Genomic DNA, 20,537 nt, shown 5'->3' with positions numbered 1-20,537 from the left:
TCTACTTCCCCTTGTGCCCGGACTTGCCCCGGCTCTTCTGCATGCCGTTCTGGGTGCCGTGCCTGCTGTCGTACTTCTCGTACGCGTCGACGATACGGCCGACGAGCTTGTGCCGTACGACATCGTGGGACGACAGCCAGGAGAAGTGGACGTCATCGACGCCGTCCAGGATCTCCTGGACCTGCCGCAGGCCGCTCTTGGTCCCGTCGGGGAGGTCGACCTGCGTCACGTCACCCGTGATCACGATCTTCGAATCGAAGCCGAGGCGGGTGAGGAACATCTTCATCTGTTCGGGGCTGGTGTTCTGGGCCTCGTCGAGAATGATGAAGGCGTCGTTGAGCGTACGGCCACGCATGTACGCGAGCGGCGCGACCTCGATCGTGCCCGCGGCCATCAGGCGCGGGATCGAGTCCGGGTCGAGCATGTCGTGCAGCGCGTCGTACAGCGGGCGCAGGTAGGGGTCGATCTTCTCGTACAGCGTGCCGGGCAGGAAGCCCAGCCGCTCCCCCGCCTCCACCGCCGGGCGGGTCAGGATGATCCGGTTGACCTGCTTGGACTGCAGGGCCTGGACGGCCTTGGCCATGGCCAGGTAGGTCTTGCCCGTACCGGCGGGGCCGATACCGAAGACGATCGTGTGCTTGTCGATCGCGTCGACGTACCGCTTCTGGTTGAGGGTCTTGGGGCGGATGGTGCGGCCGCGCGAGGACAGGATGTTCTGCGTCAGTACCTGAGCCGGGGTCTCCGGACCGTCGCTCGTCCCGTTCTCGCTCGCCTTGAGCATGGCGATCGAGCGTTCCACTGCGTCCTCCGTCATCGGCTGCCCGGTGCGGAGCACGAGCATCATCTCGTCGAACACGCGCTGTATCAGGGCGACTTCCGCGGAGTCGCCGACCGCGCTGATCTCATTGCCCCGGACGTGGATGTCGGCCCCCGGGAAGGCCTTCTCGATCACGCGCAGCAGGGAGTCGCCGGACCCCAGCACGGTCACCATGGGGTGCTGGGCGGGAATGCTGATCTGTGCTCGCGCCTGCTCCTGCGCGGGGGTGTGAGCTGTGGGTGTCTGAGTCATGGGCCGGCTCTGTAGGCCTGCGGTTCCTCCTCGTCACGGCCGCGTAGCTGAGGGCGGCCTCGCATGTCCAGGGTACGACGGTGCACAGACAAGACCGTAGGGCTTTTCGCAGGGCCTTTCCCGGGCGGAGCCCCCTGGGCGCTCAGCCCGTCCGACGGAACCCAATGGTCGGCACAGCCCTGCGCAACGGCCACGGCCGGTCCAGCTCCGCAGGAACCACGCTGTCCAGGAACGCGTACCGCCGTAGCGCCGCGGGATCCTGCCCCGCCACCGACTGCACCTTCCGCCACCATGCCCCGATCTCCGACCACCCCGGCGCCGACAGCGACCCCCCGAACTCCTGCACGGACAGCGCCGCCGTGAGCCCCGCGAAGGCGAGCCGGTCGGCGAGCGGCCACCCCGCCAGCGTCCCGGTGACGAACCCCGCCACGAACACGTCCCCCGCCCCGGTCGGATCCAGCGCCTCCACCGCGATCGCGGGCACCTCGGCCGTCTCCCCGGTACGCCGGTCCACCGCGTACGCCCCCTCCGCCCCGAGCGTGACGACGGCCACCGGCACGTGCTCGGTCAGCGCGTGCGCGGCCGCCCGGGGGCAGTCCGCCCCGGTGTACCGTCGCGCCTCCTCCGCGTTGGGCAGGAACGCCTCGCAGTGCTCCAGATCGGCGAGTCCCGCGAGGTCCCACGCGCCGGTGTCGTCCCAGCCGACGTCCGCGAAGATCCGGGTGCCGTGCCGGGCGGCCTGGGCGATCCAGGGGGCCCGCTTCCCGGGGGTGAGGGAGGCCACCGCCGCCCGCGCCCGGGGCGGGCAGTCCGGCGCCGGCTCCTCGGGCGGCGGCTCGTGCCCGTGGGAGACCATGGTCCGCTCCCCCTCGTAGGCCATGGACACCGTCACCGGCGAGTGCCAGCCGGGCACCGTGCGTGACGGGGTGAGGTCGATGCCCTCGCCCTGCTCCAGCGCGTCCCAGCAGTAGTCCCCGTAGTGGTCGTCCCCGAAGGCCGCCGCGAGGGACGTCCTGAGGCCGAGGCGGGCCAGCGCGGCGGCCATGTTGGCGACGCCGCCGGGGCTGGACCCCATCCCCCGGGCCCAGGACTCGGTGCCGCGCACGGGCGCCGAGTCCAGGCCGGTGAAGATGATGTCGAGGAAGACGGTGCCCGTGAGGTAGACGTCCCAGGGCGGATCGGCGGGGGTGCGCAGGGCGGCCAGCGGGTCGATCTGGGCCTGACAGCGCGCTGCCTGCGTGAGGTGCTCCGGTTCCTCTCCGGCGATCGCGTGGGACGGGGTCACGGTGCGCTCCCTGACGTGGTGCGGATCTGGCCAGTGTGCACCAGATCGCACCCTTGACAAGGCTGTCATATACGCCTGTCGGACACGGCCGTTCGCCCTCGCCCGCTCGCGCTGCCCTGCTACCAGCGGGGCATCACCGGGGTCCGCCACTCCGGCTCGCCCCGCCGCATCGCCGCCGCGTCGTCCCGTTCGCGCAGCGACCCGTCGTCCTCGGCCCACCGCCGGTGCAGCCGGGCCAGCTCGTCCCGGTCCAGCTCGACGCCGAGTCCGGGCGCGTCGGACACCGCGACCCTGCCGTCGGTGAAGGCGGGCCGCTCGGTGAGGACGTCCTCCGACTGCCAGGGGTAGTGGGAGTCGCAGGCGTGGTGGAGGTTCGGCACGGTGGACGCCACCTGGGTCATGGCGGCGAGGCTGATGCCGAGGTGGGTGTTGGAGTGCATGGACACGCCGACGCCGAAGGCGGCGCAGATCGCGGCCAGGTGGCGGGTGTTGCGCAGCCCGCCCCAGTAGTGGTGGTCGGAGAGCACCACCTGGACGGCGTCCTTGGTGAACGCCTCCTTGATCTCGCCGAAGGTGGTCACGCACATGTTGGTGGCGAGCGGGACGTCGGTCCCGGCGGCCACCTCGGCCATGGCGGGCGTGCCGAGCGTCGGGTCCTCCAGGTACTCGAGGACGTCCCCGAGCTCCTGCGCCACCTTCAGCGAGGTCGCCACCGACCAGGCGCCGTTGGGGTCCAGGCGCAGCGGGTGTCCGGGGAAGGCCTCGGCGAGGGCGCGTACGGCGGCGATCTCCTCGTCGGGCGGGAAGACCCCGCCCTTGAGCTTGAAGGAGGTGAACCCGTACCGCTCCTTGAAGGTGCGGGCCTGCGCGACCACTCCGGCCGGGTCCAGGGCGGCACCCCACGTGTCCGGCTCGCAGGCCACGCCCTCGGGGTGGCTGCCCCACTTGTAGAAGAGGTAGGCGCTGTACTCGACCGAGTCCCGCAGCCTGCCGCCGAGCAGGGCGTGCACGGGCAGCCCGAGCGCCCTGCCCTGGGCGTCGAGGCAGGCGACCTCGAAGGCGGACAGCACGGACAGCCGCAGCTTGTCGGCGCTCTGGACGCCCCGCAGACCGCCCGCGTCCACGGCACCCCGGACCCGGCTCTCGTCCACGGCGAGGTCGAAGGAGAACAGCTCGTTCACATCCATGACCGACCGGCCGGTCAGGTGCTCGGCGAGGGGGCGGGCCAGCTCCAGGTACTTGGTGTCGCCGTAGGTCTCGCCGAGGCCGGTGACGCCGTCCGCCGTCACCACCTCCACGATCAGCCGGGGGGTGTACGGCTGGTGCACGCCCTGCGTGTTCAGCAGCGGCGCGTCGGCGACCAGGATCGGCGTCAGCCGTACCTCGGAGATGGACAGGTCACGGGTCACAGGGAGGCTCCTACGAGGTCGAGTCCGGCGGTGAGCAGGGCCTTCAGCTCGGCGAGGTCGGCGGGCGAGGGGTCGGTGAGCGGGGCGCGGACGGGGCCGACGCGCTCACCGCGCAGCCGGGCCGCGGCCTTCACCAGGGACACCGCGTATCCGGGCGCCCGGTCGCGGAGTTCGGCGAAGGGGACGTGGAAGTCGCGCAGCAGCTTCTCGGTCGTGCCGTGGTCGCCGTCCCGCAGGGCGGTGAAGAAGGCGCCGGCGATCTCGGGGGCGAAGGCGTGCACGGCGGAGGAGTAGGCGGGGACGCCGACGGCGGCGTAGGCACGGGCCTGGAGCTCGGCGGTGGCGGCGCCGTTGAAGAACAGGAAGTCCTCGGGGGCCGCGAGGGTGAGGCGCTGGAGCCGGTCGAGGTCACTGTGGCCGTCCTTGAGGCCGATGACGTTCGGGATGCGCGCGATGCGCCGCAATGTGGCCACCGTATAGGCGACCTGGCCGCGCTGGTAGGTGACGACCGGCAGCCGGGTGCGGGCGGCGAGCTGCTCCAGCTGGGCGGCGAGGCCCTCCTGCGGGGCGGCGACGAGGTAGTGCGGCAGCACGAGCAGGGCGTCGGCGCCGGCCTCCTCGGCGATCCAGGCGAACCGGGCGGCCTGCGCCCAGCCGTACCCGGTCCCGGCCACGACGGGCACCCTGCCGGCCGCCTCCTCGACGGCGATCGTGACGACCTGCCGGTACTCCTCCTCGTCCAGCGAGAAGAACTCACCGGTGCCGCAGGCCGGGAAGACCGCGCCGGGTCCGGCCGCCAGCCGGGCCGCGACGTGGGCGCGGAAGCCGTCAGGGTCGAGGGAGCCGTCGTCATGGAAGGCGGTGAGCGGGAAGGACAGCACACCGCGCGCCATCCCCTCCCGCAGCCGTCGCGCCACATCCCGCGGACTCGGATCGCCACCCACCCCGACCATCTCCCCTTGTGAATATCGTCTATATATGCGAACGAGCATAGCGTTCATACCCGGGCCCCCACCAGGCAAACCGAAAAGTGACGCAGATCGCACGCCCGACCGTTCTTCCTCGAACCGCGTGCTTGGTACAACTTCCTCGCGGGTTCCTGTCCGTCGACAGGCGTCGCCCTCCCCCCCTTTTCCAGCCCTGCCTTGCCCTTCCTTTCGCCTGCCCTGGAACGCCCGTGCCCGCCCCCCGCTCCATGCCCTGGCCCCTCGTCGCCCTCTTCACGGCCGGGTATCTCGCCCCGTACCTGCTGCCGACCACGGTCGGCCGGCTCGACACCGGGCTTCCGCTCTCCGCCACCCAGGCCGGGGCCATCGGCAGTGCGCTGCTGCTGAGTTCGGCGTCGGCGGGCTTCCTGCTGGCCTGCCGGGTCGAGCGGATCGGCGCCCGGGCGCTCGCCCGCCTGGGCCTCGCCCTCGCGTTCCTCGGTTACGGCGGGGCGGCGCTCACCGGGCTCGTCCCGGCCGTCGTCGCGGGCGCGGTCGTCGGCGGGTTCGGGTCCGGCACGGCCACGGCGGTCGCCGCGAGCGGTATCGCCGGCCACCGCGACCCGCACCGGGTCACCACACTGGGCCTGCTCGGCGTCTCCGCCCTCGCGGGCGCCCTCTACCTGACGATCCCCCACCTCGGCCCGGGCCACGGGCAGCCGCTCGCCACGATCGCCCTGACGGCTCTCGCCGCCTGGCCGCTCACCTCCCGCCTGCCCGGCCCGGCCGCCACGCCCCGCGCCTCCACCGCCGAACGGGGCCGGCTCCCGCGCCCGCGCGCCGGGCTGCTGCTGGCCGCCGTCATGCCCCTCTGGTCCCTGGCGCAGAACTCCCTGTGGGGCGTCAGCGGCCGCATCGGCCTCGGCCAGGCGCACCTCACCGAGGTCAGCGTCGGCGCGGTGTTCGCGGTCGCCCTCGGCGCCGGCCTGGTCGGCGTCGTGGGTGCGGGGGCGCTCGGGACGCGCCTCGGCCGCGCGGTGCCGATCGGCGGCGGTACGGCGCTGATCGCGGCCTGCATCGCGGTCAGCGCGTCGGCGACGGACCTGCCGTCCTTCGCCGGGGGCGAGATCGCCTGGAACCTGGTCTACCCCGTCGTGCTGTCGTACGTCATCGGCCTCGCCGCCTCCCTGGACCCGCGCGGCCGCTGGGCGGTCCTGGTCGGCTCGGCGGCGTCGCTCGGCACGGCGGCGGGCCCGCTGACCGGAAGCGCGCTCGCGGCATGGGCGGGCTACCCGGGCATGGGCGCGGTCCTCGCCCTCGGGCTGCTCGGGGTGGCGGTGCCGATGACCGTGGTGGCGGTGCGGTCGGGCGGGCGGCGGCCCCTGCCGGTCGTGGAACTCCCGCTGGAGTCGCCCGCCGTGCCCGCCCAGGAGGCCTACGACACCGCCGCCTACGCGAACTCGTACGCGTCGACCTCGGCCAGGTAACGGGCCCGCCGTTCCTCGTCGTCCTCCAGGAAGGAGGCGAGGAAGGAGTTGCGGGCCAGCTCGCGCATCTGCTCCTTCGCCAGGCCGAGGGCGTCGCGGACGGCGTGGTAGTTGTCGCTGGCGTACCCACCGAAGTAGGCCGGGTCGTCCGAGTTGACCGTGCACAGCAGGCCGGCGTCGAGCATGGCCGGGAGCGGATGGTCCTTCAGCGTGTCCACGGTGCGCAGCCGGACGTTCGACAGCGGGCACAGGGTCAGCGGGACACGGTCCCGGACCAGCCGCTCGACCAGCGCCGGGTCCTCCATGCAGCGCAGGCCGTGGTCGACGCGCTCGACGCCGAGCACGTCCAGGGCCTCGGTGATGTACTCGGGCGGCCCCTCCTCACCGGCGTGCGCCACGCGGCGCAGCCCGAGCGCGGCCGCGGCCTCGTACACCTCCCGGAACTTCACCGGCGGGTGCCCGACCTCGGCCGAGTCGAGGCCGACCCCGGTGATCCGGTCCAGGTACGGCCTGGCCCCCTCCAGGGTCTCCAGGGCGGATTCGGCGGACTCGTCGCGCAGGAAGCACAGGATGAGCTTCGTGGAGACGCCGTGGTTCTCCTCGCTGCCGCCGAGCGCCCGCCACAGCCCCTCCACGACCGTGCCCATGGCCACGCCCCGGGCGAGATGGGCCTGCGGGTCGAAGAAGATCTCCGCGTGCCGCACGCCCTGCGCGGCGGCGCGGGCGAGGTAGGCGTTCGCGAGGTCCTCGAAGTCCCGCTCGGTGCGCAGGACGGCCATCAGCTCGTAGTAGAGGTTCAGGAAGGACTGGAGGTCCTCGAACCGGTACGCCTCGCGCAGGGCGTCGGTGTCGGCGTAGGGCAGCTCGACGCCGTTGCGGGCGGCCAGCTCGAAGGCCAGCTCCGGCTCCAGGGTGCCTTCGATGTGGAGGTGCAGTTCTGCTTTGGGGAGGGGCATCAAAGCATCGTAAGCGTGTTTTATCGGCGCTTCGGAACCGGCACTCGCAGGAGGTCGTGCGCCACGGTCAGCTCGCCCTCGAACCCGGCCGCGCGCGCCTGCCGCTCGAACTCCTCGGGTTCCGAGTAACGCTGGCTGAAGTGGGTGAGGACGAGGTGCCGCACCCCCGCGTCCCGGGCCACGGCGGCCGCCTGCCCGGCGGTCAGATGTCCGTGGTCCACGGCGAGTTCGACGTCCTCGTCGAGGAACGTGGATTCGATGACGAGCAGGTCGCAGCCGTCGGCAAGCGCGTGCACGCCCTCGCACAGCCGGGTGTCCATGACGAACGCGAACCGCTGCCCGCGTCGCACCTCGCTGACCTCGTCCAGCGTCACGCCGCCGAGGGCGCCCTCGCGCTGGATCCGGCCGACGTCCGGCCCCTCGATCCCGTGCGCGGCGAGCCGGTCGGGCAGCATGCGGCGGCCGTCGGGTTCGACCAGCCGGTAGCCGTAGGACTCGACGGGGTGGGACAGCTTGCGGGTCTCCAGCGTGTACGACGGGGTCGCCGCGAGGGTGCCCTCCACGTCGACCGGTGCCTCGGTGAGGCGGACCGTCTCCCGGTAGGCCGTGGCGTACCGCAGCCGGTCGAAGAAGCGCTGACCGGAACGCGGGTAGTGCGCGGTGATCTCGTGCGGCACCTGGTCGAGGTTGATCCGCTGGATGACTCCGGCGAGGCCGAGGGAGTGGTCGCCGTGGAAGTGCGTGACGCAGATCCGGTTCAGGTCGTGGGCGGCGACCCCGGCGCGCAGCATCTGCCGCTGTGTGCCCTCGCCGGGGTCGAACAGGATGCCCTCGCCGTCCCAGCGCAGCAGGTAACCGTTGTGGTTGCGGTGCCGGGTCGGGACCTGGCTGGCGGTGCCGAGGACCACCAATTCACGGACGGACATGACGACTTATCCGGGGGGCCATTCCATGCCACGGCCGCCGAGGACGTGCGCGTGGGCGTGCCAGACGGTCTGGCCGGCGCCGCTGCCGGTGTTGAAGACGATGCGGTAGCTCTCCAGCTTGTCCTCGTCGGCGATCGCCTGCGTCTCGGCCAGCACGTCGGCGGCGAGCGCGGGCGCCGACGCGGCGAGCACGGCGGCGTTCTTGTAGTGGGCCTTGGGGATCACCAGGACGTGGGTGGGGGCCTGGGGGTTTATGTCCCGGAAGGCGATGGTGGTCTCGGTCTCGCGGACGATCGTCGCCGGGATGTGGCCTGCGACGATCTTGCAGAACAGGCAGTCGTCCTGCGGTTCTCCCGCCATTGCGCTGCGCTCGCTTTCGCCGGTGATCGGTACGGGGGCATGGTAGTCGTTCTGAGTGCGGGCCCGGTGGGGGTTGCACGCGCCCACGCGGCGGAGCCGCACATCGATACAGTCCTGCGCCCCTAGGTCGGCAGACTCGGCGGTGTTTTTGCAGGTGAGGTTTCCAGTGCCGCCAATGCCAGCCTTATCGCCTCGTCCAGCTGGGGGTCCCGGCCCGCTGCCCAGTCCTGGGGCTTGTGGACGACCTCCACGTCCGGGTCCACGCCGTGGTTCTCCACGCCCCAGCCGTAACCCTCCAGCCAGAAGGCGTACTTCGGCTGGGTGATCTGGGTGCCGTCGACCAGGCGGTAGCGGCTGTCGATGCCGATGACGCCGCCCCAGGTGCGGGTGCCGACGACGGGGCCGATGCCGAGGGCGCGGATCGCCGCGTTGACGATGTCGCCGTCGGAGCCGGAGAACTCGTTGGCCACGGCGACGACGGGGCCGCGCGGGGCGTCTCTCGGGTAGCTCTCGGCCCCCATGCCGCGGGGCAGGTCCCAGCCGACGATCCGGCGGGCCAGTTTCTCCACGACGAGCTGGGAGGTGTGGCCGCCGCGGTTCTCGCGGACGTCGACGACGAGCCCCTCGCGGGCCACCTCGACGCGCAGGTCACGGTGGATCTGGGCCCAGCCGGGGGCCTGCATGTCCGGCACGTGGAGGTAGCCGAGGCGGCCGCCGGAGCGCTCGTGGACGTAGGCGCGGCGGTCGGCGACCCAGGCGTGGTAGCGCAGGGGTTCCTCGTCGGCGAGGGGGATGACGACCGCGTGCCGGGGGTCGCCCCCGCCCGCGGGGGAGATGGTCAGCTCGACGGGCTTTCCGGCCGTACCGGTGAGCAGCGGGCCGGGTCCGGCCACGGGGTCGACCGGGTGTCCGGCGACCGCGGTGATCGCGTCCCCGGGGCGGACGGCGACGCCGGGCGCGGCGAGCGGGGAACGGGCGTCCGGGTCGGAGGTCTCCGACGGGAGGACGCGGTCGACGCGCCAACTGCCGTCCTCGTGGCGGGAGATGTCGGCGCCGAGCAGGCCCTGCCGGGCGCCGTCGCCGTAGCCGCCGCGCGGGGTGACGTAGGCGTGCGAGGTGCCGAGTTCGCCGTGCACCTCCCACAGGAGGTCCACGAGGTCGTCGTGGGTGGCGAGGCGGTCGAGGAGGGGGCGGTAGCGGTCGAGCACGCCGTCCCAGTCGACGCCGCCCATGTCGGGCCGCCAGAAGTTGTCCCGCATGAGGCGGCCCGTCTCCTCGTACATCTGCCGCCACTCGGCGACCGGGTCGACGGTTCCCCGGATCCGGCCGAGGTCGACGGTGATGTTCCCGTCGCTGTCCTCGTCGTCGGGGGCGCGCCGGTCGGCGGGTACGACCTTGAGCCGGCCGTCGGTCCACAGCAGCACCCGCTTGCCGTCGCCGCTGACCTCGAAGTGGTCGGCGTCGGCGGCGAGGTGCTCCAGGCGCTGCTGGACGAGGTCGTAGCGCTCCAGCTCGGTCTTCGGGTCGGGGGCGTCCGGGGTGGCGCGGGAGGCGCCGAGGACGCCGCGCACCGGGTGGCGCAGCCACAGCACGCCGTCCTTGGCGGCGCGCAGGTTGGAGTAGCGGGCGGCCTCGACCGGGAAGGGCACGATGCGGTCGGCGAGCCCGTCGAGGTCGATCCGGGTGGTCGGGGTGCCCTCGCTGTCGGGGGTCTCGTCCTTGTCCGGGGTGCCGAAGGGCCGGCCGTGCCGCTGCGGCCCGAAGGGGGACGGCGTGGTCGCGGCGAGGGTGATCAGGTAGGGGCGGACGCCCTCCACGAAGGCCAGGTCGAAGACGTGCTCGTCGTAGACCGGGTCGAAGGAGCGGCTGGAGAGGAAGGCGAGGTGCTTGCCGTCCTGGGTGAAGGCGGGCGCGTAGTCCTGGAAGCGCAGCGGGGTCGCCTCGGTCACCGACAGGTCGGTGGTGTGGGCTATGCGGAGCTGGGACAGCGGGCGGGGGCCGGGGTGGGACCAGGCGAGCCAGCCGGAGTCGGGCGAGAAGGCCAGGCCGCTCACGTCGCCGTGCTCGCTGCGGTCCACCTCGCGGACCTCGCCGGTCTCGCGCTCGACCAGCAGCAGCCGGCCGTCGTGCGAGGCGACGGCGGCCCGGCTGCCGTCGGGGGCCATGGCGAGGGCCAGCACGCGGCCGAGCTGTCCGGCGGCGAGCCGGCGCGGGACGGCGCCCGGGGCGAGGCCGGTGGCGGGGGCGAACTCCAGGGCGTCGTCGCCCTCGGCGTCCGTCACCCACACCACCCACTCCTCGCCCTCGGCGCGGAAGGTGCGCGGCAGCCGGGCCCGTACGCCGGGCTGGGCGGCGAGCGCGCGGGCCGGTCCGGAGCGGTGGGTGACCCAGTGGACGGCGCCGCGCACGGAGACCGCGCTGCCGCGCGCGGTGTGGTCGGGGGCGGCGGAGCCGAACCAGCGGGAGGCGTTCACCGGGAAGGGCTGCAGGTCCACGCGTGGGCCGCCGAGCCGGATGTCCAGCGGGCGCGGTGCGGCGCCGTCGAGGTCGTCCAGGATCCACAGCCGGCCGGCGCTGGAGTAGACGACCCGGCGGCCGTCGGTCGCGGCGTGCCGGGCGTAGAAACCTCCCCCACTCTCGGCTTCGCTCGAGCGGGAGGTGCCCCCAAGGGGCGTGTGGCGCCGCAGGTCGGAGCCGTCGGCGAGGGAGGAGTACAGCGCGCCGGTGCCCTCGTGGTCGGACAGGAACGCGATCCGGTCCCCCACCCACACGGGATACTCGATGTTGCCGTCCAGTTCCTCGTGCAGCCGGACGAACTCCCCGGCGCCTGCTTCGCCTTCGGCGGCACGGTCGATCCACAGCTTGCCCGCCGTGCCGCCCCGGTAGCGCTTCCACCAGGCGGCCTCGCGGCCCATCGGGGCGGACAGCAGCACGGTGTGCGGGCCGTACGCGATGTCGCCGACAGGCCCGTACGGCAGGGTGGTGGCCGGTCCGCCGTCCAGCGGGATCGCGCGCGCCCAGGTGCGGCGCAGGCTCGCCTGGCCCTGGGTGCTGACCGCGAGGACCTCGCCGTCCGGGGTCCAGCCGCGCACCTGGGTCTTCCCGCTCCCCCAGTACGTGAGCCGTTTGGCGGGCCCGCCGGCGACCGGGGCGATGTGTGCCTCGGGGGCGCCGTCCCGGGTGGAGGTCCAGGCGACGGTGGTGCCGTCGGGCGAGATACGGGGGTGGTTCACCGGCACGTTGTCGGCACTGACCCGCCAGGCCCGCCCGCCGTCCAGCGGCGCCAGCCACACGTCGTCCTCGGCGACGAAGGTCACCAAGTCGCCGTGGAGATGGGGGAATCGGAGGTACGAGGAACTTTCCGTGGTTTCCGTGGAAGCGCCCTGAGTCACTCCGTCACCTTACGCGCGACCCGGTGCTCCCGGCCCCGGTTTTCGATCACTTGCCCTCGACGGGCCAGCAGGTCGGGTCGCCCTTGCACCACAGGGTCCGGGTGACGGTGACCGTCACGGTGGGCCGGGGCTGCCCCGGGGGACTGTAGGTGGGCGGGGTGAACACCGGCCCGGGGGTGGCGTCGCAGTCGCCGAGCCCGCTGACGTGGAACACCCGGCGGCCGCCGACCGTGGCGGTCAGACTCCCGCGCACACAGGCGCCGTCGACGGCCTTGGTCACCTTCCCGGTGACGGTGATCTTCCGTCGGTCCTGGGTCTGTCCCTGGCAGTCGACGGAGACGACGATGGTCTCCTTCGGCGAGGGCGAACGGCCGGGTGTGTAGCCGTGGTTGCCGTTGTCGGCGGTGCAGCTGAGCCAACTGACGTCGACATGCCGCCGTTTCAGCTCGTCGGTCGCGGTCTTGTCGGTGGTGTACGCCACCGTCGCCGAGCCGAGCCCGCCCGGCTCGCAGGCCACCATCCCGCCCACGGCCACCATCGCCAGCCCCGCCACGGCCATCGCCCTCGCGGGTCGCGGCCGATACCGAATTCTTCTCAATACCCCCATGAACGGCAGAGTGCCACCGACACATGCGGGGCGGAAGGGCGCATACGGCCACTCACTCGTTCGAGTGCCGGTCCGGGTTCCGCCGTAGTCTGGGCCGATGGGCGGCGAAGACAGACTCAGGCGGCTGACCGTGCCGGACGGGACCCTGTACCGGTGGCGTGTGCGGCACCGGCACGGGGACGACGAGCCGTGCGAGGAGGTGCTGGCGCTGAACCGGGACGGGGTCCGGGTGCAGATCGTCTTCCGGGGCGGGCCCGGGCGGGTCGCCGGCAGCGCGCCCTACAGCCACTCGGGGCTGGTCTGCGACGAGCACGGACGCTGGGTCAACCTCCACGAGCCCGGTGTCGTACGGGCGTTCGTGGACGAGCTGCGCCGACGCGGGACCGAGGCCGGACAGGTGGACGGCTGGGAGCTGCTGCCCGCCGTCGTGGTCAGCCGCGCAGCAGCAGCCACTCCTGGAGTTCCACCAGATTGCCCTCCGGGTCCTTGAGGTGGGCCACGCGCATCCGGTCGGTCATGGGGGCCGGGCCGTGCAGCACGGTCGCGCCCCGGGAGGTGATCTCCGCGCAGTAGGCGTCGAGGTCGTCGACGCGCAGCACGACCAGGGAGCGGTGGCCGCAGGCGGTCTCGCCCAGTTCGTCGAGGACCTCGGCCATCATCGCCCGGTCCTGCAGCGCGATCCCGGCGGAGCCGGTGTGCGGGCTGAACTTCTCGTACGGGCCCTCGGTCGCCCCCGACTGCGGCTTGAGACCGAGGACCTCGGCGTAGAAGCGGTAGCAGGCGGGGAAGTCGGTGACGAGGAGGCGTACTTGGGCGAGTTCCATGGTGTTCCCCCAGGTGTCAGGACCAGCGGCCGGTGCGGCCCAGGAGAAGGGCCGCGGCGGCGGTGCCGGCGGTGGATGTGCGCAACACGGTAGGACCGAGCACGTACGGCCGCGCCCCCGCCTCCGCGAACAGCGCCAACTCCTCCGGGGAGACGCCCCCTTCGGGGCCGACGACCAGCACGATCTCGCCGTCCGCGGGGAGTTCGGCGGTGGCCAGCCGCTCCTCGCCGCTCTCGTGGAGCACGGCGGCGAAGTCGGCCTTGGCCAGAAGCGCGCCAACCTGCTTGGTCGTCGCCGCGTCCGCGACCTCGGGGAAGCGGACTCGGCGGGACTGCTTGCCGGCCTCGCGGGCGGTGGAGCGCCACTTGCCGAGCGCCTTGAGACCGCGGTCGCCCTTCCACTGGGTGATGCAGCGGGACGCCTGCCACGGCACGATCGCGTCGACGCCGACCTCGGTCATGGTCTCCACGGCGAGTTCGCCCCGGTCGCCCTTGGGGAGGGCCTGCACGACGGTGATGCGGGGCGTGGGCCACGGCTCCTCGTGGACGGACTCCAGGTCCGTCACCACCAGGCGGTCCTTGCCCTCGGCGGCCTTGACGACGCCCTCGGCCCAGCGTCCCCGCCCGTCGGTGAGGACGACGTCCTCGCCCGGCCGCAGCCGCTTCACGGAGACGGCGTGCCGGCCCTCGGGGCCGTCGAGCACGAACTCCGGCCCGATGCGGTCGAGTTGGTCCACGACGAAAACGGGCGCGGTCATCGCGCGTCACCTCCGGGCCATCTGACATCCGACAACGCTGTCCTGGCCGCGGCGAGTTCGGCCGCCAGCACCTCCACCAGTTCCCCGGCGGGCAGTTCGCGGGCCATCCGGTGGCCCTGCCCCGCGAACATCGCCATGCCCTGCGCGTCACCGGCCTTGGCGGCGGCCTTGCGCAGCGGGGAGGTCAGATGGTGGATCTCGGGGTAGGCGGCGGGGGCGTACGGGCCGTGCTCGCGCAGGAAGCGGTTGACCAGGGCGCGGGCCGGGCGTCCGGTGAAGGCGCGGGTCAACTCGGTGCGCGCGAACAGGGGGTTGGTCAGCGCCTGCTTGTGCTGGGGGTGGGCGCCGGACTCCGGGGCGGGCAGGAAGGCCGTGCCCAGCTGGGCGGCGCAGGCACCGGCGGCGAGGACGGCGGCGATCTGGCCGCCGCGCATGATGCCGCCCGCGGCGACGACGGGGATGGCCACCGTCTCCCGGATCTGCGCGATCAGCGACAGCAGTCCGATGCCGGCGCCGTCGTTCTCCGGGGTGTCCCGGTGGGTGCCCTGGTGGCCGCCGGCCTCCACGCCCTGCGCGATCACCGCGTCCGCGCCGGCCCGCTCCACCGCGAGGGCCTCCTCGGCGGTGGTGGCCGAGACCAGGGTGAGGGTGCCGGCCCGGCGCAGCGCCTCCAGCACCTCCCGGCTCGGCACGCCGAAGTGGAAGGAGACCACCGGCACCGGGTTGTCCAGCAGGACCGCGAGCTTGGCGTCGTACCCGTCGTCCCGGCCGCTGTCCGGATCGCCCAGCTCCGTCTCGTACCAGGCGGCCTCACCGGCCAGCTGCTGGGCGTACAGCTCGACCGCGCCGGACTCGGCATACTCCGGCTGCGGCACGAGGACGTTCACGCCGAAGGGGCGGCCGGTGAGCCCTCGCAGCTGCTTGATCTCCTGATACATGCCGTCGGCCGTCTTGTACCCGGCGGCGAGAAACCCCAGCCCACCGGCCTCGGACACGGCAGCGGCGAGCTGCGGCACGGAGACACCGCCCGCCATCGGGGCCTGCACGATCGGGTGGGGGAAGAGATCGGTCAGTGCGGAGGACATGACCGCATGTTGTCACGTCCCCCGAACAAGTCCGAATCCGGCCTTCCCATGGCATAGGCCATTGGCACAGGGGGTGCCGGGAGCGCTACGGGGCCGCTTTTTCAGCCGCTTTCCAGCCCACCGAGTCGGGTGGTGGGTGGGCCGGCCGGGGGTCCAGGGGGCGGAGCCCCCTGGCGGGGTCGAAGGGGCAGAGCCCCTTCTCCCCGGCTCCGGCTCAGCGACCGTTGAACGCGTCCTTCAGCCGTGAGAACAGCCCCTGCTGACCCGGCTGGAACTGACCCTGGGGCCGCTCCTCGCCGCGCAGCTTGGCCAGCTCCCGCAGCAGCCGCTCCTGCTCGGGGTCGAGCTTGGTCGGCGTCTGCACCTCGACGTGCACGATGAGGTCACCCCGGCCGCCGCCACGCAGATGCGTGACGCCCCGGTTGTGCAGCGGGATCGACTGGCCGGACTGGGTGCCGGGCCGGATGTCGACCTCCTCCATGCCGTCCAGCGTCTCCAGCGGCACCTTCGTGCCGAGGGCCGCCGCCGTCATCGGGATCGTGACCGTGCAGTGCAGGTCGTCGCCGCGCCGCTGGAAGACCGGGTGCGGCAGCTCGTGGATCTCGACGTACAGGTCACCGGCCGGACCGCCACCGGGGCCGACCTCGCCCTCGCCGGCGAGCTGGATCCGGGTGCCGTTGTCGACACCGGCCGGGATCTTGACGGTGAGGGTGCGACGCGACCGTACGCGCCCGTCGCCCGCGCACTCCGGGCACGGGTTCGGCACGACCGTGCCGAAGCCCTGGCACTGGGGGCAGGGGCGGGACGTCATGACCTGGCCCAGGAAGGACCGGGTGACCTGGGAGACCTCGCCACGGCCGCGGCACATGTCACACGTCTGGGCGGACGTGCCGGGAGCGGCGCCTTCACCGTTACAGGTGTTGCAGACGACCGCGGTGTCGACCTGGATGTCCTTGGTCGTCCCGAAGGCCGCCTCGTCCAGCTCGATCTCGATCCGGATCATCGCGTCCTGGCCGCGCCGGGTGCGCGAGCGCGGCCCGCGCTGCGACGCCGTACCGAAGAACGCGTCCATGATGTCGGAGAAGTTGCCGAAGCCACCGGCCCCGAAGCCGCCCGCCGCGCCGGCGCCGGCCTGCGAGAGCGGGTCGCCGCCGAGGTCGTAGACCTGCTTCTTCTGCGGGTCCGACAGCACCTCGTAAGCGGCGTTGATCTCCTTGAACCGCTCCTGGGTCTTCGGATCCGGGTTGACGTCCGGGTGCAGCTCGCGCGCGAGCCGCCGGAACGCCTTCTTGATCTCATCCTGCGACGCGTCGCGGCGCACGCCGAGAACGGCGTAGTAGTCCGTGGCCACTTACGACTCCGCCAGGATCTGTCCGACGTACCGTGCCACTGCGCGTACCGCTCCCATCGTTCCCGGGTAGTCCATGCGGGTCGGTCCGACCACGCCGAGCTTGGCAACCGCCTCGCCGCCCGAACCGTAGCCGACCGACACGACGGAGGTGGAGTTGAGTCCTTCGTGGGCGTTCTCGTGCCCGATGCGCACGGTCATGCCCGGATCCTTCGCCTCGCCGAGGAGTTTGAGGAGCACGACCTGCTCCTCCAGTGCCTCCAGGACGGGCCGGATCGTGAGGGGGAAGTCATGTCCGAAGCGGGTGAGATTGGCGGTGCCGCCGATCATCAGCCGCTCCTCGTTCTCCTCGACCAGTGTCTCCAACAGGGTGGAGAGCACCGCTGAGACCGTACCGCGATCCTCGGCCTCGAAGGCCTCGGTCAGGTCCTCGACCAGGTGCGGCACGTCGGAGAACCGGCGCCCCGCGACCCGGCTGTTCAGCCGGGCCCGCAGATCCGCCAGTGAGGTCTCGCCGAAGGGCGCCGGGCAGTCGATCATCCGCTGCTCGACCCGGCCGGTGTCCGTGATCAGCACGAGCATCACGCGCGCGGGGGCGAGCGAGAGCAGCTCCACGTGCCGCACGGTCGAGCGGGTCAGCGACGGGTACTGCACGACGGCGACCTGCCGGGTCAGCTGCGCGAGCAGCCGCACCGTGCGCGCCACGACGTCGTCGAGGTCGACGGCGCCCTCCAGGAAGTTCTGGATGGCCCGGCGCTCGGGCGCCGTCATCGGCTTCACCCCGGCGAGCTTGTCGACGAACAGCCGGTAGCCCTTGTCGGTGGGGATGCGCCCCGCGCTGGTGTGCGGCTGGGCGATGAACCCCTCGTCCTCCAGGGCGGCCATGTCGTTGCGCACGGTCGCCGGGGAGACGCCGAGGTTGTGCCGCTCGGTGAGCGCCTTGGAGCCCACCGGCTCCTCGGTGCCCACGTAGTCCTGGACGATGGCGCGCAGAACCTGCAGCCTGCGTTCACTCAGCATCCGCGCGCACCTCCATCGCGTCGTCCCCTTGGCCCTTCGGGTCATGGGCCTGGCACTCTGCGTGTGCGAGTGCCAGACTTCCCCGGCCCAGTGTACGGCCGTGGGGTACGCCCTGGGCAAGGTCGGTCCCGCTGCAACGGCTCGTGGAGCTAGCGTCGCGGTATGACGGTGACTTGGGAAGACCTGGGATGGGAGCGGCTGGCCGCGGGGGCCGGGCGGTGCCGGCTGCCCGGCTGGGACTGCACCGTGGGGCTGGTCCTGGGCGCGGGCACGGCGCTGTTGGTGGACGCCGGGTCGAGCCTCGCGGAGGGCGCGCGGCTGCGGGCGGCGGTGGAGCGGCTGGCCGGCCGGCGTGTGACCCATCTCGCGCTGACCCATCCCCACTTCGACCATGTCTTCGGCGCCGCCGCCTTCGCCGGCGCGGAGGTGTACGCGGCGGTGGGCCTGGACGCGGTGTTCGCGTACGAGCGGGAGGACCTGCGGCTGGACGCGATCAGGCACGGCCTGCCGGCGGCGGACGCGGACGAGGCGGTGGACGCGCTGACCCCGCCCCGCCACCTGGTCTGCGGCGAGTGGACCCTCGACCTCGGCGACGGCCGCCAGGCCCTGCTGGCCAACGTCGGCCCCGGCCACACCGCCCACGACCTCGCGGTCCTCGTCCCCGGCACCCCGGACACCCCGGAGATCGTCTTCTGCGGCGACCTGGTCGAGGAGTCCGGCGAACCCCAGGCGGGCCCGGACGCCGTACCGGCCCGCTGGCCGGACGCCCTGGACCGCCTCCTCGCGCTCGGCGGCGAGGACGCACTGTACGTGCCCGGTCACGGAGCGGTGGTCGACGCGGCCTTCGTACGACGGCAGCGCGACCAGCTGGCGGCGCGTTTCGGCGTGTCGTGAGTGCCGGCCGGCGGCTTCTCCTATCGTCATCCGAATGCGCCAGTACTCCCCCGACCTGACCCCTCCCTGGAAGAAGCCCCAGCCCGTGCCGGAGGTCCCGGCGGAGCCCGGACTGGTGGTGGAGGAGCCCGGCACCGGGTTCTGCGGGGCGGTGATCCGCTGCGAGGCGGGCACGGTGACGCTGGAGGACCGCTTCGGCAAGCACCGCGTGTTCCCGCTGGAACCGCGCGGCTTCCTGCTGGAGGGCAGGGTGGTCACCCTGGTCAGGCCCTCCTCGGGTCCGGCGGCTCCGGTACGGCCCACCCGTACGGCGTCCGGTTCGGTGGCCGTCCCCGGCGCACGCGCGCGCGTGGCCCGCGCCGGCCGCATCTACGTCGAGGGCCGGCACGACGCCGAGCTGGTCGAGAAGGTGTGGGGCGACGACCTGCGCATCGAGGGCGTGGTCGTGGAGTACCTGGAGGGCGTGGACGACCTGCCGTCTGTCGTGGACTCCTTCGCCCCGGGCCCGGACGCCCGCCTGGGGGTCCTGGTGGACCACCTCGTGCCGGGCACGAAGGAGTGGCGCATCGCCGAGTCGGTGACGAGCGAACACGCGCTGGTGGTGGGCCACCCGTACATCGACATCTGGGAAGCGGTGAAGCCGTCGTCCCTGGGCATCCCGGGGTGGCCCCGCGTTCCGCACGGCCAGGACTGGAAGACAGGCGTGTGCCGGGCACTGGGCTGGCCGTCGGAGAACACGGGTGCGGTGTGGCAGGCGATCCTGGCGCGCGTGGGGTCGTACAGGGACCTGGAGCCGGAGTTGCTGGGCCGGGTCGAGGAGCTGATCGACTTCGTCACGGCTCCCGCGTAGCCACGGGCACCGGCACAGGGTGCACAGGGTCCATAGGGCTCACAGGGTCCATAGGGTGCACCGGTCCTCAGTCCACCAGGTCCCGCACCACCGCGTCCGCCAGCAGCCGCCCGCGCAGGGTCAGCACCGCGCGCCCCTCGTCGTACGCACCGGGGTCCAGCAGCCCGTCCGCCAGCGCCCGCCGGGAAGCCGCGAGCCCCTGCTCCTTCAGCAGGGACAGCGGGACGCCCTCGCACAGGCGCAGCTCCAGCAGGATGCGCTCGACCCTGCGGTCCTCGTCCGACAGCAGCTCCCGGCCCGCGCCCGGTGAGCGCCCGGAGGCCAGCGCGGCCGCGTACGCACCCGGATGCTTGACGTTCCACCAGCGCACCCCGCCCACGTGGCTGTGCGCCCCCGGCCCCGCGCCCCACCAGTCGGCGCCGCGCCAGTACAGCTCGTTGTGCAGGCAGCGGCCCGCCTCCGAGGTGGCCCAGTTGGAGACCTCGTACCAGTCGAAGCCCGCGGCCGACAGGGTCTCTTCGGCGATCAGGTAGCGGTCCGCGTGAACGTCGTCGTCCGTCATCGGGACCTCGCCCCGGCGGATGCGACGCGCGAGCTGGGTGCCCTCCTCGACGATCAGCGCGTACGCGCTGATGTGGTCCGGCCCGGCTCCCAGCGCCGCCTCCAGCGAGGCCCGCCAGTCGTCGTCGCTCTCCCCCGGGGTGCCGTAGATCAGGTCCAGGTTCACGTGCTCGAAGCCGGCGGCCCTCGCCTCGGCCACGCAACGCTCGGGGCGGCCGGGGGTGTGCGTCCGGTCGAGCACCCGCAGCACGTGCTGCTTCGCGCTCTGCATGCCGAAGGAGATCCGGTTGAAGCCGCCCTCGCGCAGCGTGGCCAGGTAGGCGGGATCCACCGACTCCGGATTGGCCTCCGTGGTGATCTCCGCGTCGGCCGCCAACCCGAACTCGTCGCGGATCGCCCCCAGCATCCGTACGAGATCGTGGGCGGCCAGCAGCGTCGGCGTGCCACCGCCCACGAAGACCGTACGGACCTCGCGCGGATCGTCCCCCAGCACCTTCCGGGCGAGGCGGATCTCGTCCGTCAGGGTGTCCGCGTAGTTGTCCCGGGAGGCGAGCACCCCGCCCGTGCCGCGCAGCTCGGTCGCGGTGTACGTGTTGAAGTCGCAGTAGCCGCAGCGGGTCGCGCAGTACGGGACGTGCAGGTAGAACCCGAGGGGGCGGCCGGCTGCCCCGGCGAGCGCGGAGGCGGGCAGCGCGCCGTCGTCGGGGACGGGCTCGCCGTCGGGGAGTGCGGAAGGCATGTACTCCATTGTCCCGTACGCCGGCGGTTGCCCCCGAGGGTG

The 20,537-nt window shown here is 72.8% G+C and carries 19 protein-coding genes; 4 read left to right on the top strand and 15 right to left on the bottom strand.

The window, feature by feature from the left end; all coding sequences use genetic code 11:
- Position 1: 1 nt before the first annotated feature.
- The 4 genes from ABZ865_RS01710 to ABZ865_RS01695 form a co-directional block, all read right to left on the bottom strand.
- Positions 2-1,069: a PhoH family protein gene (locus tag ABZ865_RS01710; protein WP_361222351.1), complete on the bottom strand. Its 1,068-nt coding sequence runs from the start codon at positions 1,067-1,069 to the stop codon at positions 2-4.
- Positions 1,070-1,211: 142 nt separating this feature from the next.
- On the bottom strand, positions 1,212-2,336 hold the full coding sequence (locus ABZ865_RS01705; RefSeq protein WP_361224306.1) for a PfkB family carbohydrate kinase: 1,125 nt from the start codon (positions 2,334-2,336) through the stop codon (positions 1,212-1,214).
- A gap of 137 nt (positions 2,337-2,473) precedes the next feature.
- The gene (locus tag ABZ865_RS01700; protein WP_361222349.1) at positions 2,474-3,763 is read right to left on the bottom strand and encodes a glucarate dehydratase family protein; all 1,290 of its coding nucleotides are present in this window, start codon (positions 3,761-3,763) and stop codon (positions 2,474-2,476) included.
- Complete coding sequence (locus ABZ865_RS01695) at positions 3,760-4,656, bottom strand: 5-dehydro-4-deoxyglucarate dehydratase (protein ID WP_361222347.1); 897 nt, start codon at positions 4,654-4,656, stop codon at positions 3,760-3,762. Before ABZ865_RS01695 ends, ABZ865_RS01700 begins: the two co-directional genes overlap by 4 nt.
- A gap of 284 nt (positions 4,657-4,940) precedes the next feature.
- Between ABZ865_RS01695 and ABZ865_RS01690 the strand changes: the two genes are divergently transcribed.
- On the top strand, positions 4,941-6,176 hold the full coding sequence (locus ABZ865_RS01690; protein WP_361222345.1) for an MFS transporter: 1,236 nt from the start codon (positions 4,941-4,943) through the stop codon (positions 6,174-6,176).
- Here the strand turns inward: ABZ865_RS01690 and ABZ865_RS01685 are convergent.
- From ABZ865_RS01685 to ABZ865_RS01665, 5 genes are all read right to left on the bottom strand, one after another.
- On the bottom strand, positions 6,140-7,132 hold the full coding sequence (locus ABZ865_RS01685) for an adenosine deaminase (protein WP_361222343.1): 993 nt from the start codon (positions 7,130-7,132) through the stop codon (positions 6,140-6,142). The two genes, ABZ865_RS01690 and ABZ865_RS01685, sit on opposite strands and share 37 nt — an antisense overlap.
- A 20-nt stretch (positions 7,133-7,152) precedes the next feature.
- Positions 7,153-8,058, bottom strand: coding sequence for a ribonuclease Z (locus ABZ865_RS01680; RefSeq protein ID WP_361222341.1), 906 nt, complete (start codon positions 8,056-8,058; stop codon positions 7,153-7,155).
- A 6-nt stretch (positions 8,059-8,064) separates the two neighbouring features.
- Positions 8,065-8,418 (bottom strand): histidine triad nucleotide-binding protein, encoded by a 354-nt coding sequence (locus tag ABZ865_RS01675; RefSeq protein WP_361222339.1) that lies wholly within the window; start codon positions 8,416-8,418, stop codon positions 8,065-8,067.
- 122 nt (positions 8,419-8,540) lie between these two features.
- On the bottom strand, positions 8,541-11,738 hold the full coding sequence (locus tag ABZ865_RS01670; protein WP_361222337.1) for a S41 family peptidase: 3,198 nt from the start codon (positions 11,736-11,738) through the stop codon (positions 8,541-8,543).
- A gap of 118 nt (positions 11,739-11,856) precedes the next feature.
- Positions 11,857-12,369: a hypothetical protein gene (locus ABZ865_RS01665; protein ID WP_361222335.1), complete on the bottom strand. Its 513-nt coding sequence runs from the start codon at positions 12,367-12,369 to the stop codon at positions 11,857-11,859.
- 145 nt (positions 12,370-12,514) lie between these two features.
- Here ABZ865_RS01665 and ABZ865_RS01660 point away from each other — a divergent pair, with 145 nt between their 5' ends.
- Positions 12,515-12,907: a hypothetical protein gene (locus ABZ865_RS01660; protein WP_361222334.1), complete on the top strand. Its 393-nt coding sequence runs from the start codon at positions 12,515-12,517 to the stop codon at positions 12,905-12,907.
- Here the strand turns inward: ABZ865_RS01660 and ABZ865_RS01655 are convergent.
- The 5 genes from ABZ865_RS01655 to hrcA all read right to left on the bottom strand — a co-directional run bounded on the left by ABZ865_RS01655 (position 12,849) and on the right by hrcA (position 17,451).
- On the bottom strand, positions 12,849-13,241 hold the full coding sequence (locus tag ABZ865_RS01655) for a VOC family protein (RefSeq protein WP_361222333.1): 393 nt from the start codon (positions 13,239-13,241) through the stop codon (positions 12,849-12,851). The two genes, ABZ865_RS01660 and ABZ865_RS01655, sit on opposite strands and share 59 nt — an antisense overlap.
- A gap of 16 nt (positions 13,242-13,257) precedes the next feature.
- The gene (locus tag ABZ865_RS01650) at positions 13,258-13,998 is read right to left on the bottom strand and encodes a 16S rRNA (uracil(1498)-N(3))-methyltransferase (protein WP_361222331.1); all 741 of its coding nucleotides are present in this window, start codon (positions 13,996-13,998) and stop codon (positions 13,258-13,260) included.
- Positions 13,995-15,083: a nitronate monooxygenase gene (locus ABZ865_RS01645; protein WP_361222329.1), complete on the bottom strand. Its 1,089-nt coding sequence runs from the start codon at positions 15,081-15,083 to the stop codon at positions 13,995-13,997. Before ABZ865_RS01645 ends, ABZ865_RS01650 begins: the two co-directional genes overlap by 4 nt.
- Before the next feature lie 214 nt (positions 15,084-15,297).
- Positions 15,298-16,434 carry a molecular chaperone DnaJ gene (gene dnaJ / locus ABZ865_RS01640; protein WP_361222327.1) on the bottom strand — a complete coding sequence of 379 codons (1,137 nt, stop codon included), beginning with the start codon at positions 16,432-16,434 and terminating at the stop codon, positions 15,298-15,300.
- A complete protein-coding gene (gene hrcA / locus ABZ865_RS01635) occupies positions 16,435-17,451 on the bottom strand; it encodes a heat-inducible transcriptional repressor HrcA (protein WP_361222325.1) in 1,017 nt (338 codons plus the stop codon).
- 162 nt (positions 17,452-17,613) lie between these two features.
- Between hrcA and ABZ865_RS01630 the strand changes: the two genes are divergently transcribed.
- Positions 17,614-18,345, top strand: a complete 732-nt coding sequence (locus ABZ865_RS01630) for an MBL fold metallo-hydrolase (protein WP_361222324.1) — start codon at positions 17,614-17,616, stop codon at positions 18,343-18,345.
- A gap of 34 nt (positions 18,346-18,379) precedes the next feature.
- Positions 18,380-19,195: a DUF3097 domain-containing protein gene (locus tag ABZ865_RS01625; RefSeq protein WP_361222322.1), complete on the top strand. Its 816-nt coding sequence runs from the start codon at positions 18,380-18,382 to the stop codon at positions 19,193-19,195.
- Between the two features lie 67 nt (positions 19,196-19,262).
- On the opposite strand, the gene hemW is transcribed toward ABZ865_RS01625, so the two are convergent.
- Positions 19,263-20,495, bottom strand: coding sequence for a radical SAM family heme chaperone HemW (gene hemW / locus ABZ865_RS01620; protein WP_361222320.1), 1,233 nt, complete (start codon positions 20,493-20,495; stop codon positions 19,263-19,265).
- Positions 20,496-20,537 lie beyond the last annotated feature (42 nt).

It is taken from the genome of Streptomyces sp. NPDC047085, assembly GCF_040643735.1.
In the GTDB taxonomy this organism is placed as follows: Bacteria; Actinomycetota; Actinomycetes; order Streptomycetales; family Streptomycetaceae; genus Streptomyces.
This window is presented reverse-complemented; position numbering and strand designations above follow the sequence as displayed.